This window comes from Candidatus Liberibacter americanus str. Sao Paulo (assembly GCF_000496595.1).
Lineage (GTDB): Bacteria > Pseudomonadota > Alphaproteobacteria > Rhizobiales > Rhizobiaceae > Liberibacter > Liberibacter americanus.
This window is the reverse complement of the sequence record NC_022793.1, coordinates 175,214-189,280: the sequence shown is the minus strand read 5'-3', so window position 1 is coordinate 189,280 and position 14,067 is coordinate 175,214. Positions and strand designations below refer to the sequence as shown.

Below are 14,067 nucleotides of genomic sequence, written 5' to 3'. Positions count from 1 at the left end.
TTGGCGCGAAAAATCATTTACTCACTACAATAGGCTTGATAATGAAAAACAATACTTTTAATCCTCAAGAGTATGAGTCTAAATGGCAAAAAATATGGAATCAAGCTTGTATATTTCAAACTGATAATCAAAAACATAAAAATAAATATTATATTCTTGAAATGTTACCATATCCATCAGGCAACATTCATATGGGACATTTAAGAAATTATGTGATCGGCGATGCACTAGCTAGATTTATGATGGCACGTGATTTTTCTGTTATGCATGCTATGGGTTGGGATGCTTTCGGATTGCCAGCAGAAAATGCTGCACGCGAAAACGGCATTAGCCCTAAAAAATGGACATACGACAACATAAAAACAATGAAGAAACAACTAGAATCTATCGGATTATCCATAGATTGGAATAGGGAATTTGCAACTTGTGATACTGACTATTACTATTGCCAACAAATATTGTTTTTGGAATTTATGAAAAATGGATTAGTTTTTCGCAAATCCTCAAAAGTAAATTGGGATCCTGTAGATCAAACTGTTTTAGCTAACGAACAAGTAATAGATGGTCGTGGGTGGCGTTCAAGTGCACTAGTTGAGCAACGTGATTTAACTCAATGGTTTTTTAAAATATCTGATTTTTCTCAAGAGCTACTTGATTATCTTGATCAACTTCCTGAATGGCCAGAAAAAGTAAAGACAATTCAAAAAAATTGGATTGGTCGTTCTGAAGGAGTAGAAATTAGATGGGAAATAAGTAAAAATACGCTAGATAATATTAAAGAGATATTAGTATATACAACAAAACCCGAAACTTTATTTGGAGCATCTTTCTTAGCAATATCTCCAGATCATCCATTATCAAAAAGCTTATCTAATTATAAACCAAATATTAAAAAATTTTGTGTTGAAGCAAAAAAAATAGGAACCTCTTCTTTAGAATTAGAAAAAAATGAAAAAAATGGTATAAGTACAGGAATAACTGTCAAACATCCTCTTAATCCTGATTTAGAAATACCAGTTTACATCGCTAATTTCGTCATCATGGAATATGGAACTGGGGCAATTTTTGGATGTCCATTTGCTGATCAAAGAGATATGGATTTTGCTAAAAAATATTCATTACCTATTATTCCTATAATAAAATGCGATACCATAAACTCAGATTATATGATTGAAAATGGAAAAGCATATAGCGGTGATGGTATTATGATAAATTCATCTTTTCTTGATGGGATGAAAAATAAAGAAGCTTTTAAAACAGTTTTATCACGTTTAAAAAAAACAAATCTCAACGGATATCCAATTGCTGTACATAAAGTTATGTTTCGTTTACGTGATTGGGGAATTTCAAGACAACGCTACTGGGGATGTCCTATTCCTATCATCCATTGTAGTAAATGTGGAATTGTTGAAGTTCCTAAGGAAGATTTACCTGTAAATTTACCAGAAGATGCAAATTTTGATACACCAGGTAATCCTCTGGACAATCATCCAGATTGGAAAATAGCTCCTTGTCCAAAATGTGGCTTAAAAGCGCAACGTGAAACAGATACCATGGATACATTTGTAGATTCATCATGGTATTATATGAGGTATATATCTCCTCATTCTAAATCGCCTGTAGATACGTCTGTATTAGATAATTGGCTTCCAGTAGATCAGTATATTGGAGGGATTGAACACGCAATTTTGCACCTTCTATATGCTAGATTTTTTACTCACGCAATGAATAAATTTGGAATTACTAAAATCAAGGAACCATTTAAACGTTTATTCGTTCAAGGAATGATAGTTCATGAGACATACTATCAATTAGATGGCATTAAAAAAAGTTATTTTACCCCTGAAGAAGTGTTTTTAAAGAATATCAAAGGGAAGGTTCATGCTTTCAGGATTGATGATAATTCCGAAGTATTTATCGGGCCTTTAGAAAAAATGTCAAAATCCAAAAAAAACATAATAAATCCTACTAAAATTATAAAGTCTTATGGAGCTGACACTGCTCGTTTATTTGTTTTATCAGATTCACCGCCAGAAAGAGATGTTATATGGTCTAATAGCGGAGTTGATTCTACACATAAATTTATAAAACAAATTTGGAATTTAATATATAATGCAAAAACCGAATTAGAAAATATATCATCAAAATGTTATAAAGAAGATGACGATATATTAAATATTACCAAATCAACACACGAAATATTAAAAGCAGTAGAAGAAAATTATGAAAAATTTTTCTTGCATAAAGTAGTTGCCAACATCCATGAATTAGTAAACGTTTTACATAAACCACTTATAAATATCGCTAAAGGATTAGGCAGCAACTCTATAAAATTAGCTGTTCGCGAATCTTTGAATAAATTGATTATAATTATGTCTCCAATAACACCTCATTTTGCAGAAGAATGTTGGCAATTATTAGGCAATACGGATTTAGTAGCAAAGCAAAAATGGCCAAAATTTAATCCCTCATTTCTAATAAAAGAAGATATTATCATTCCTATTCAAATAAATGGAAAGAGAAAAGCCCAAATTAAAGTCCCTAAAAATGCTGATGATGATTTTATTAAGCAAACTGCTTTAAAACTAGATGTAATAAAAAAAACTTTGCAAAACAAACATCCAAAAAAGATTATAGTTATATCACGAAGGATTATTAATATTGTTATATAGAATAAAATATCTAATCCTGATAATAATATTATTATATAATTGCATTTATATTGTAGGCTGTAAAATTCATCCTCTTTATTACTATAATAAAGGTGACAAAGAAAAAATAAATCATATAAAAGTATTAATATCTGATAGTGAGATTAAAAAAGAGTTATCCGATAGCTTAGAATTTATATTATCTAATTCACTAACAAAACATAGTTATATTCTAAATGTAGTTATCAGCTATAATGAAAATGAATATATTTATAATAACTATACTGAAGATTTTAATCAAACAGGAAGAATTATTATAAAAGCAGTTTATAATATTCAAAAATTACCCTCTAAAAAAACAATATATAACGGGAATACATACATTACCTCATTATTTAATTTTTCATCTAAAAGTTTTTTTAAAAAAAGAACTATTAAGAATATAACTAAACAATCTATTAACGAACTAGCAGAAAATATCAGTCTTGATGCTATCAGTTTTATACAAAGCATAGATTAATAATATGGTAGAATTAAAGTCTTATGAGTTCGAAAAGCAAAATATTGATAAATTATTGCTAGATTATTTTGTCTTTATTTTTTACGGATCAGATAAAGGACTAATATCTGAGTTAATCATCAAATTGAAAAAAAAATTGAGATATTCATATTATGATCCATTTTCTTTTATTAATTTAAATTGTACTGTAATTAACAAAAATCCAGAAAAGTTATGGGATGAGATACAATCAATAGGATTATTTAATAAAAAAAGAGTTATTTTTATTGATGATATCTCTAATGAAAAAACAATATTAGATTGTTTAGAAGAAATCATTATAAAAAATATTAATAATGTCCTAATTATTATTAAGTCAGGTGAATTAAAAAAGGATAATCGCCTACGAAAGATGGGTAAAATATATAAAAATGCTCTTTCTATCTCTTGTTATTCTGATAATGAAATAACTTTAACTCGTTTAATAAAAGAAGAATTCTCATATCATAAAAAACAATTATCATCGGAAGCAGAAAAATTATTACTTATGTTTTTAGGAGGAGATAGGATTGCTTCTAGAAACGAACTCCAAAAACTATTTTCTTACTGCTTAGAAGAAGATATAATAAAAGAAAAACATATAAAAAAGATAATTAGTGATACACATAATTTATATATTGAAGAGATTATCGATGCTGCTATTCTAGGCAACACTTATAAGTCAATTATACTAGTTGAAAAATTTTTTTCGTCAAAAATGCCTATATATGCTTTGTTACATGGATTTTTAAGGAGATTTCAACTTTTATATAAAATACATATAGAAATTGATTCTGCTGGAATATCTCCTATTAAAGCCATACAAAAATTTGAAAAAACTAATATCCATAAAAAAACATTATTACTAGAAAAATCTATACAATTTTGGGATAAATATAACGTAAGAAAATTTTTATATAGAATTGAACAAAACATTCGATTAATAAGAGAAAAAAGAACAATTGAACGAATAGTAGTATTCCAAAGTATTTTATCAATATCACAAACATATAATAAGAAATAGAAGAAAAACTATTTTAAAAAAGGAATTAATCTTTACCAAGCAAGGAACATATTACATCTAATTGTTCAATCGTTTTATATTTAATACATACTTGACCCTTATTATCTCTACACTTGATAGAAACTGCTAAACCAAGCTTAGAGGATATAATCTTTTCTAAATCTGTTAAATTATTATTCATCCCAACATTATTTTTAAAAGATTTTTTATCATCAATCGACTTATTATATTTATTTTTAACTAGCTCTTCTATTTCGCGCACAGACATTTTTTTAGAAACAACAATCTTAGCAAGAGATAAAGGATCATTAGTTGAAATTAAAGCACGAGCATGACCTAAAGAAAGATCTCCCGTCAAAATCATTTTTTTAACAAGATCAGGTAATTTTAATATTCTTAATATATTAGCAATATGACTACGACTTTTGCCTATAATTAATCCAAGATCATTTTGTGTATATCCATATTCAGAAATTAATTTTTCATAACCAAGTGCTTCTTCTAATGGATTTAAATCTTTACGTTGTACGTTTTCTACAATAGCAATCTCAAGAGAAGATTTTTCATTTATATTACGAATAATTACAGGAATTTCTGATAATGAGGCTATCTTAGCTGCTCGAAAACGTCTTTCACCAGCGATTATTTTATATAAGCCATTATCTATTGGACAGACTATTATAGGCTGTACTATACCATGACAAATAATAGAATTAGAAAGATCTTTTAAATCCTCATCATCGAATGTATCTCTTGGATTATTCGGATTAGGAACTATAAATTCTATAGGTATATATTTTTCTGAACTCGTAGATTCTCTTTGTTTTTCCTCATTATAATTAACAGATTGATCAACTTCACCTATAAGAGCGGCAAGTCCACGACCTAATCTACGTTTAGAATTATTGATTGACATATCTTTCCCTTAATCTAAGCGGCTTCTTTTCTCTTACGTTCTCTTTGTATTAACTCTGAAGCTAACTTCAAGTATGCCTGACTTCCTGCGCATTTTAAATCATATATAATAGCAGGCTTACCATAAGAAGGAGCTTCAGAAACCCTGACATTTCTTGGAATTATTGTATTATATACCTTATCTCCAAGGTTTTTTCGAACATCTGATACAACTTGTTGTGATAAACTATTTCTAGAATCAAACATAGTTAAAACAATACCTTGTATATCAAGCCTTGAATTGACTGTATGACGTATTTCTTCAACTGTTTCTAAAAGCTGGCTCAATCCTTCCAACGCAAAAAATTCACATTGTAAAGGGACTAATATAGAATCAGCAGCCGACATAGCATTCATGGTTAAAAGATTGAAGGAAGGAGGGCAATCTAATAAAATATAAGAAAAATCACTGATTAACTGAGTATATAAAGCCTTATTAAGACGAAATAATCTATCTTTTTCTCTGCCTAACTTCATCTCTATCCCTAATAAATCCATATTAGAAGGAATAATTGATAATTTGGGGATAGAAGTTTTAATTATTGCCTTATCAACATTAATTGTTCCCATTAATACATCATACGTAGAGTATTTCCTATCGTATAATGGTATTCCTAAACCAGTACTTGCATTTCCTTGTGGATCTAAGTCTATCAATAAAACATTTTCTTCAACAGCAGCTAAAGCAGTAGAAAGATTAATAGCAGTAGTTGTTTTACCGACTCCTCCTTTTTGATTAGCTATAGCAATAATACGATTATTATTATCTTTCATTATAAATCCCTTTCGCATTTATTTTTTTAAAAACACGCTTTAAATTAGATATTTCTAAAATAACAGAATCATTTTTTATAATACTTTTATGCTTTACAAGAGAAAATTCCCATCGTAATCGTGCTTCATTAATTTCTGATATATAATTATATCCTTTATAAAAAAAAGCTTTGCTATTATTATTCTTAGAAAGCCATGGAAAACTATATTCTAAAAGCACATCAAGCTTTGCTATAGCTCTAGCAGATATTACATCGCACTTATCAATTAAGTTATTGGTTTCTTGAATTCGAAAAGGAAAAACTTTACCCCTAGCTCCAGTATTTTGGATAACAAAACGTAAAAAAGATGCTTTTTTGTTATTGGATTCAATCAAGTTGACCCATCCTTCATTAAGACTTGCAATCTGAATAGCTGTAACAATGCCAGGAAAACCACCTCCACTACCAAAATCAATCCAAATAGAAGGATTTGGATGCAAATGTGCCATCATCATGCTATCTTCTACATGTCGCGTCCAAAAATCTTCTATTGTAGAAGATGATACCAAGTTTATTACTTTAGACCATTTTATAAATAAAAAATAAAAATATTCTAATTTTTCCATTGTTTCACGTGAAACATCATACTTTTGCAAAAAATAATTTGCCCTATTTATGTTATTCAAAATATAATATTTCATGTTAATTCATTTTGCTTTCTTTACTATAGCAATATTTTTTAATATATACTAATAGCAAATTTAAAGCAGAAGGTGTCATTCCCTCAATTTTTGAAGCTTGATATATATTAAAAGGCCTAATCTTAGATAATTTTATTTTTAGCTCGTTTGAAAGAGCAGGAAGAGAAAAATAATCAAAATTATTGGGAATAAGGCGTTTTTCCTCAAATTTAAGTTCTTTTGCTTCCATCATTTGCCTTTTTGTATAGACACAATAAGAAGATTCAATCTTAATTCTTTCAAGAATTATATAAGAAAATTTACTTGCATCAGGATATATTGAAAACAAGTCTGTAACCAAAAAATCTTTATATGATAATAGATCATATAAGGTTCTAGTTTTGCCATCTTTCTTCAAAAATGTAGATGAAACACTTGTAGGAGTTAAAATAACAGATTTTAATGTATCACGAACAAAATTATACTCCTTTACATATTTCTCAAAACGTTTTTTTCTTTCTTTTCCAACACATCCTAAATCTATGCCAAATGGAGTTAATCTAATATCAGCATTATCTGTTCGAAGAGATAGACGATATTCCGCGCGTGAGGTAAACATCCTATAAGGTTCTAAAACCCCCTTAGAAGTCAAATCATCTATCATAACTCCAATATAAGAATCAGAACGACTAAAATAAACGGGATCCAATCCACTAGATTTTCGTGCAGAATTTATCCCTGCTACTAATCCTTGTGCTGCAGCTTCCTCATATCCTGTGGTCCCATTAATCTGGCCTGCTAAAAATAATCCTGAAATTTTTTTTGTTTCTAAAGTTGGATATAATTCTTTTGGATTTACATAATCATATTCAATTGCATATCCTGGCCGAATAATTTTTACTTTTTCTAGTCCTTGAATTGTATGAATAAAATCATGTTGTATTTCTTCTGGCAAAGATGTAGAAATGCCATTTGGATATACAACATTAGTATTAAGTCCTTCTGGCTCTAAAAATATTTGATGTCCATTACGCTCTCCAAACCTAAAAATCTTATCTTCTATAGATGGGCAATATCGAGGACCACATGATTTAATATTGCCTGAATATATAGAAGAATGTTTTATGTTATCAGAAATAATTCGATGTGTTTCCAAATTAGTTCTGGTTATTCCACATTCAATCTGAGTATTAGTAATTTTATCAGTCATAAAAGAAAAAGGAATTGGATTTTGATCAGCAAATTGTTTTTCTATTTTATCCCAAGAAATAGTTTTACCATCAAGTCGAGCAGGGGTTCCAGTTTTAAGGCGGCCCATATCAAAATTAAAATTTATAAAACTATTAAAAAGACTATTTGATGGAAGATCACCAATTCTACCTGCTGGAATTTGTAAGTTTCCTATATGAATCATTCCCCTTAAAAATGTTCCTGTAGTTAAAACTACAGTAGAACAAAGTATTTCAGTAGTATCTTGCATTGATATGGAGCTGATTTTATTATCTTTTACATTAAAACCAGATACATCACCTTCAATAACGTCAAGATTAACTTGAGATAAAATCTCTTTTTGCATCGCTAAACGATATAAATCTCTATCTGCTTGGGTACGAGGCCCTCGTACAGCTGGTCCTTTTTTAACATTTAACATACGAAACTGAATACCAGCAGCGTCAGCAATACGTCCCATTAAACCATCCAAAGCATCTATCTCTCTAACAAGATGTCCTTTACCTAGCCCCCCAATGGCTGGATTACAAGACATAATACCTATAGTAGAAATTTTATGAGTTATAAGTGCAGTAGAAGATCCTAATCTCGCAGATGCTGCAGCTGCTTCACATCCTGCATGTCCTCCTCCAATAACTATAACATCATAAAATGATTTTATCAAAATCTACCTCATAACACTTGGATAACTACTTACCTATACAAAATTTTGAAAATATAATATCAAGTAATTGCTCTACATCAACATTACCCATTATTTTTTCAATAGAAAGAGATGACAATCTCAAATCTTCAGCAACAATATCTAAACCATAATTTCTATTGTTTATAGAATTTTCTAAATATTTTACGGATTGAGATAAATGATCTAAATGCCTTTTATTAATTGGAATAGAGAAATAATTTTTTTCAAATTTATCAGAAATAATGCTTTTTATGTCATTGATTAAATCTTCTATTCCTATTCCAGTAACTGTAGATATAGTATGATGATATTCATCAAAATCACCATCATGAAGATCTTTTTTTGTGCCAATAAAAATATAATTGTTATTTTTTGGAAAATTAATTTTTGTTTTTGAAGAAATTTCCTGTAATATCAAAACTAGATCTGCGTTTTCTACAGCATGATATGCTCTTTTAATTCCCTCTTGTTCAATTATATTATCAGTTTCATGAATACCAGCAGTATCAGATACCTTTACGAGATAACCATCTAAATCTAAAACTAATGTAAGAATATCACGAGTTGTTCCAGGTATATTTGTAACTATAGCAGCATCCCTCTTTGCAAGAGCATTAAACAAGCTAGATTTACCAACATTAGGATGACCATAAATAACAATACTATAACCATTACGGATAATTTCACCTAGTTTTCCTTGAGATATGTGGGAAGAAATTTCATTTTTAAGTGAATATATTTCATTCCAAATTTCTTCAGTAGACAAGTTTTGAACATCTTCTTCATCAGAAAAATCTAAATCTGCTTCTATAAAAGAACGTGCATATGTTAATTTATCTATCCATTTACCGTATAATTTAGATAAATAACCAGAAATTCCTTCAATAGAAAGGCGACGCTGCATTTCAGTTTCAGAAGAAATTAAATCAGCTAAACTCTCCGCTTCAATCAAATCAATTTTACCGTTTTCAAAAGATCTACGAGAAAATTCTCCTGGATTTGCATGACGTAAATTAGGAATTTTTGATAATTCTTTCAAAATTTCATTAACAACAGCAACCCCACCATGAACATGAAATTCAGCGCAATCTTCTCCTGTAAAAGATTTAGGTGATGGAAATATAATTAATATCCCCTTATCTAATATTCTTCCATCCGAACTAAAAAAAAATCTTAGAGAAGCAAAACGCGGTAAGGGATTTTTTTTCTTGCAAATAACTTCACAAGCATGAAAACAAGATGAACCAGATATACGAATAATAGAAATAGCAGAAGGAAGATTTCCACTAGACAAAGCAAAAATTGTTTTTGTTTTGTTATCCATGAACAATCATTTTCTATGATAAATAATATAAAAAATCTACTTTTATTAATTCTGTTTATTCATAGAATAAAAGAAATCTTTATTATCTTTTGTTTGTTTCAACTTATCTATCAAGAATTCTATGGCATCAGAAGTATTCATAGAAGAAACAATACGACGTAACATAAAAATCTTTTGAAGATCTTGCCGTTCAACTAGCAAATCTTCCTTACGAGTACCAGACTTAATAATATCCATGGCAGGGAAAATTCTTTTATCTGCTATTTTCCTATCTAAAACAACTTCAGAATTTCCAGTACCCTTAAATTCTTCAAAAATAACTTCATCCATACGACTTCCAGTATCAACTAACGCTGTACCAATAATTGTAAGAGAACCACCTTCTTTTATATTTCTCGCTGCACCAAAAAATCTTTTCGGACGTTGAAGAGCATTTGCATCCACACCACCAGTTAAAACCTTACCAGACGAAGGTATAACAGCATTATAAGCTCGACATAAACGAGTAATTGAGTCTAAAAGTATTACTACATCAAGACCAGATTCAACTAAACACTTAGCTTTTGAAATAACCATTTCAGCAACTTGCACATGACGAGCAGCAGATTCATCAAATGTAGATGATATTACTTCTCCTTGAACAGATCTCTGCATATCAGTTACTTCTTCTGGCCTCTCATCAATCAGTAATACTATCAAATAACATTCTGGATGATTGTTTTTTATAGAATGAGCTATATTTTGAAGAAGCATAGTCTTACCAGTACGCGGAGGAGCAACTATTAAACTTCTTTGTCCTTTACCAATTGGAGCTATTAAATCAATAACACGAGAAGATATATCTTTATTATCTGGATCATTTAATTCCATATTAAATCTTCTATCTGGATAAAGTGGAGTTAAATTATCAAAATGTATTTTGTTGCGTACTTTTTCTGGAGAATTAAAATTGATAGAATTTACTTTTAAAAGAGCAAAATATCTTTCACCTTCTTTTGGAGCCCTAATTGGTCCTTCAACTGTATCACCTGTTTTTAAAGAAAAACTCCTAATCTGAGATGGAGATATATAAATATCATCAGGACCAGCTAAATAATTAGCATCAGGAGAACGTAAAAAACCAAATCCATCTTGAAGAACTTCAATAACACCTTCTCCTATGATTTCTATATCTCTAGAAGATAAAACCTTCAATATAGAAAACATAAGCTCTTGTTTTCGCATAACGTTTGCATTTTCTATTGCAAGAGACTCAGCAAATGAAAGAAGTTTTGTTGGAGACTTGTTTTTAAGCTCTTGAAGCTTCATTTCAGACATAGAGTAAACCACCCATAATATTTATAAATTTAAGAATTAAAGAGAACACCGCATAAATAATGCTAGAAGTAATACATAGAAAGAAATCTATGATTTTTATAAAACAAAAAACCAAACAATAAACAAATAAGTTAATTGATATAACCCTTATAACAAAACAAGATACATTAAATAACAAATAAAAAAAAATATCAATAATAATATTTGGATAAAAAATAAAAATTAAAAAGGCTTCAAAACAGATAAGAAAACAACAGTAATCATAATTATAGTTGGTATTTCATTAATAGCTTTAAAATAACCACAATTATGACGAGATGAATGTCTTTTAAATTCTCTTATTAAAAACACCAAATAAAAATGATAAGCAGAAAGAATAATAACAAAAAAAAATTTTATTCGAAACCATCCAATTTGAGAATATCTTGTTACCCATATCATATAAAAACCACATAACCATGATAATATCATAGCTGGATTCATGATAACCTTTAAAAGTCTTTCCTCCATAATTTCAAAGGTTTTATATTGATCAATTTCTGGACTTATTAAGCTATGATAAACAAAAAGTCTAGGCATATATAGTAACCCTGCCATCCATGATATTACAGATATTATATGTATACTTTTTATACATAAAAAAAAATCAGAAGAAAAAAAGAAAAAGAAACCAACAAAGGTAATAAGAAAAACTAATAAAGAAATATAAGCTATAGATTGAGCTTTTTTACCATCTTGGTCTGATACTATAAATTTCATTTAATATTTCCTTTTCGTACAAAATCAACAAGATCAGAAACATTCTTAGTTTTAATTTGAGGAACAACACCGTGACCAAGATTAAAAATAAATGGACCAGAACCTAATACATCTAAGATTTCACTTACTCTATCTCTCATTGATTGTTTTCCAACCAGTAAACGCATTGGATCAAGATTTCCTTGTACAGCACCCTCTTTTTGTAAATCAGCTGCAAAAGACAAAGGAACTGTCCAATCAAGACCAATAGCATCAGAAGAGGTTAAACGTCGATAATTTTTCAACATATATCCAGCGCCTTTTGCAAAACTAATAAACTTAGCATTTGGAATTTTCTTTCTAACGGAAGATATTATACGACCTACTGATTTTGCAGAATAATTTTCAAATTCTTTTTCACAAAGACAACCAGCATGTGTATCAAATATTTGAATAACATCAGCACCAGCTTTAATCTGAGATATTAAGTATTCCGCAGAAATATCAGAAATAATATCTAATAGCCAACTAAAAGCTATAGGATTTTGATAAGCAAAAAACCTAGTTTCAGAATGATCTACTGTAGAACATCCTGTTATCATATAAGATGCAACAGTCCAAGGAGCACCACAAAATCCTATTAGAGTTATATGATCAGGCAATTTTTTACGTAAAATAGAAATTGATTTTAATATAGGTGAAAAATGACTTATTATAGAATCTATATTTGGTTTAAGAGAAAAAATTTTTTCTGATTTTATAGGATCCATTCTTGGTCCTTCATTATCTATAAACCTAACGTTCCTTCCAAGCGCATTAGGTACTAATAAAATATCAGAAAATAAAATTGCAGCATCAAAGTTATATCTTATTATTGGCTGAAGCGTTAATTCAACAACATGTTTAGTCGCGTAACACATTTTTAAAAAATTTTTATATTTCTTACGTATTTCTAAGTATTCAGGCAAGTGCCTTCCTGCTTGTCTCATAAGCCAAATAGGAGGAGGATTAATTACATTTCCTTGTAAAACATCTAATATTTTTTGATTCATAAATAATTTAAAATACCATAAATGATTCTATTATTGTTAATAGTATGTATAAATTGGTGATTATTATTTATCCACATCATAATGAAATTATTTTCATAATATTTTTATTAAATATATTTTTACTTATTTTTTTAAATATTGTTAACTATGGTATAAAAATATTGTAAATCAACTGTTTATGGAAATATCAATAATATTAATTTTGTTAATAATATGTTAATATTATGTATTATTTTTTTATCAACATAATTAACAGTTAATTTAATTATAACTATATTAACTAAAAACATGTGGATCATATTGCATATTTTCCACAACGTAGTAGTACTTTAAAAGCAATAACCAAGAAAATCGTGAATGATTGTTCATTCTGTGAAAAAAATTAAACTACATACACACTATATATCTTTAATGATTAACAAAGGGTTTATTTAGATAAATTAGTTCTATGTCATATTCTATAATTTTAGCATCTTCTAGCGTCTCACGCAGAATAATAATGGAGAATGCAGGTATTAAATTTATATCTGTTAAATCTAATATTGACGAAAGAAAAGTCGAAAAATCATTAAATTTATTAGAAAAAATTAACTCTGCAAAAATTGCATTGATACTTGCTGAAAGAAAAGCTTTAGAAGTAAGTATTCGTTACCCTGATCATATTGTTATAGGATGTGATCAGACTATGTCATTAGGAGATAATATCTATCATAAGCCTAATAACATTATTGAAGCTGAACAGCATTTATTGGATTTATCGGGTAAAACACATAACTTAAGCAGTGCGTATGCTTTAGTAAAAAACGGTAAGGTTTTACGTAATCATATTTCTATAGCACAATTAACTATGTATAATTTATCTTTGGATTTTATTAGAAAATATTTAAAAAAAATTGGTAATAAATCATTGCTCAGTATAGGATCTTATCAGATTGAAAAGGAAGGAATTCAATTGTTTAGTTCTATAAAAGGAAGCTATTTTACTGTAGTTGGACTACCTATTATAGAACTTATAAGTGATTTGAAAAAAGAAAAAATCATTGATTGATTTTTTATTATCAGAATTAATTTATATTTATTATTTTTTTATCAAATATTACTATATTTTTTATATTTTAT

The 14,067-nt window shown here is 28.6% G+C and carries 12 protein-coding genes; 4 read left to right on the top strand and 8 right to left on the bottom strand.

What is annotated here, in order from left to right; translation table 11 throughout:
- The first annotated feature begins 41 nt into the window (after nt 1–41).
- Genes leuS through holA form a run of 3 tightly spaced genes read left to right on the top strand, consistent with a single transcriptional unit; the run spans nt 42 to nt 4,213 of the window.
- Complete coding sequence (gene leuS / locus LAM_RS00765) at nt 42–2,672, top strand: leucine--tRNA ligase (protein WP_007556767.1); 2,631 nt, start codon at nt 42–44, stop codon at nt 2,670–2,672.
- Nucleotides 2,662–3,171 carry a hypothetical protein gene (locus tag LAM_RS00760; protein ID WP_007556768.1) on the top strand — a complete coding sequence of 170 codons (510 nt, stop codon included), beginning with the start codon at nt 2,662–2,664 and terminating at the stop codon, nt 3,169–3,171. Before leuS ends, LAM_RS00760 begins: the two co-directional genes overlap by 11 nt.
- Nucleotides 3,172–3,175: 4 nt before the next feature.
- Nucleotides 3,176–4,213 (top strand): DNA polymerase III subunit delta, encoded by a 1,038-nt coding sequence (gene holA, locus LAM_RS00755; RefSeq protein WP_007556769.1) that lies wholly within the window; start codon nt 3,176–3,178, stop codon nt 4,211–4,213.
- A 25-nt stretch (nt 4,214–4,238) separates the two neighbouring features.
- Here the strand turns inward: holA and LAM_RS00750 are convergent, their stop codons facing one another.
- The 8 genes from LAM_RS00750 to hemE all read right to left on the bottom strand — a co-directional run bounded on the left by LAM_RS00750 (nt 4,239) and on the right by hemE (nt 12,948).
- A complete protein-coding gene (locus tag LAM_RS00750) occupies nt 4,239–5,129 on the bottom strand; it encodes a ParB/RepB/Spo0J family partition protein (protein WP_007556770.1) in 891 nt (296 codons plus the stop codon).
- 14 nt (nt 5,130–5,143) lie between these two features.
- Nucleotides 5,144–5,941 (bottom strand): ParA family protein, encoded by a 798-nt coding sequence (locus tag LAM_RS00745; protein ID WP_007556771.1) that lies wholly within the window; start codon nt 5,939–5,941, stop codon nt 5,144–5,146.
- Nucleotides 5,931–6,623: a 16S rRNA (guanine(527)-N(7))-methyltransferase RsmG gene (gene rsmG, locus LAM_RS00740; RefSeq protein ID WP_007556773.1), complete on the bottom strand. Its 693-nt coding sequence runs from the start codon at nt 6,621–6,623 to the stop codon at nt 5,931–5,933. Before rsmG ends, LAM_RS00745 begins: the two co-directional genes overlap by 11 nt.
- Before the next feature lies 1 nt (nt 6,624).
- A complete protein-coding gene (mnmG, locus tag LAM_RS00735; RefSeq protein ID WP_007556774.1) occupies nt 6,625–8,496 on the bottom strand; it encodes a tRNA uridine-5-carboxymethylaminomethyl(34) synthesis enzyme MnmG in 1,872 nt (623 codons plus the stop codon).
- Between the two features lie 25 nt (nt 8,497–8,521).
- Nucleotides 8,522–9,841, bottom strand: coding sequence for a tRNA uridine-5-carboxymethylaminomethyl(34) synthesis GTPase MnmE (gene mnmE, locus LAM_RS00730; protein ID WP_007556775.1), 1,320 nt, complete (start codon nt 9,839–9,841; stop codon nt 8,522–8,524).
- Nucleotides 9,842–9,886: 45 nt separating this feature from the next.
- The gene (gene rho / locus LAM_RS00725) at nt 9,887–11,158 is read right to left on the bottom strand and encodes a transcription termination factor Rho (protein ID WP_023466160.1); all 1,272 of its coding nucleotides are present in this window, start codon (nt 11,156–11,158) and stop codon (nt 9,887–9,889) included.
- Between the two features lie 222 nt (nt 11,159–11,380).
- Nucleotides 11,381–11,917, bottom strand: coding sequence for a protoporphyrinogen oxidase HemJ (gene hemJ / locus LAM_RS00720; protein WP_007556778.1), 537 nt, complete (start codon nt 11,915–11,917; stop codon nt 11,381–11,383).
- The gene (gene hemE, locus LAM_RS00715; protein ID WP_007556780.1) at nt 11,914–12,948 is read right to left on the bottom strand and encodes a uroporphyrinogen decarboxylase; all 1,035 of its coding nucleotides are present in this window, start codon (nt 12,946–12,948) and stop codon (nt 11,914–11,916) included. Before hemE ends, hemJ begins: the two co-directional genes overlap by 4 nt.
- Before the next feature lie 448 nt (nt 12,949–13,396).
- Here hemE and LAM_RS00710 point away from each other — a divergent pair, with 448 nt between their 5' ends.
- Entirely contained in the window at nt 13,397–13,996 is a 600-nt protein-coding gene (locus LAM_RS00710; RefSeq protein WP_007556781.1) for a Maf family protein, read from the top strand.
- Nucleotides 13,997–14,067 lie beyond the last annotated feature (71 nt).

What these genes read in the sequence shown, in the direction of transcription:
- leuS (WP_007556767.1), top strand. Translation starts at nt 42, where the DNA reads ATGAAAAACAATACTTTTAATCCTCAAGAGTATGAGTCTAAATGGCAA.
- holA (WP_007556769.1), top strand. Translation starts at nt 3,176, where the DNA reads ATGGTAGAATTAAAGTCTTATGAGTTCGAAAAGCAAAATATTGATAAA.
- LAM_RS00750 (WP_007556770.1), bottom strand. Translation starts at nt 5,129, where the DNA reads ATGTCAATCAATAATTCTAAACGTAGATTAGGTCGTGGACTTGCCGCT.
- LAM_RS00745 (WP_007556771.1), bottom strand. Translation starts at nt 5,941, where the DNA reads ATGAAAGATAATAATAATCGTATTATTGCTATAGCTAATCAAAAAGGA.
- rsmG (WP_007556773.1), bottom strand. Translation starts at nt 6,623, where the DNA reads ATGAAATATTATATTTTGAATAACATAAATAGGGCAAATTATTTTTTG.
- mnmE (WP_007556775.1), bottom strand. Translation starts at nt 9,841, where the DNA reads ATGGATAACAAAACAAAAACAATTTTTGCTTTGTCTAGTGGAAATCTT.
- rho (WP_023466160.1), bottom strand. Translation starts at nt 11,158, where the DNA reads ATGTCTGAAATGAAGCTTCAAGAGCTTAAAAACAAGTCTCCAACAAAA.
- hemJ (WP_007556778.1), bottom strand. Translation starts at nt 11,917, where the DNA reads ATGAAATTTATAGTATCAGACCAAGATGGTAAAAAAGCTCAATCTATA.
- hemE (WP_007556780.1), bottom strand. Translation starts at nt 12,948, where the DNA reads ATGAATCAAAAAATATTAGATGTTTTACAAGGAAATGTAATTAATCCT.
- LAM_RS00710 (WP_007556781.1), top strand. Translation starts at nt 13,397, where the DNA reads ATGTCATATTCTATAATTTTAGCATCTTCTAGCGTCTCACGCAGAATA.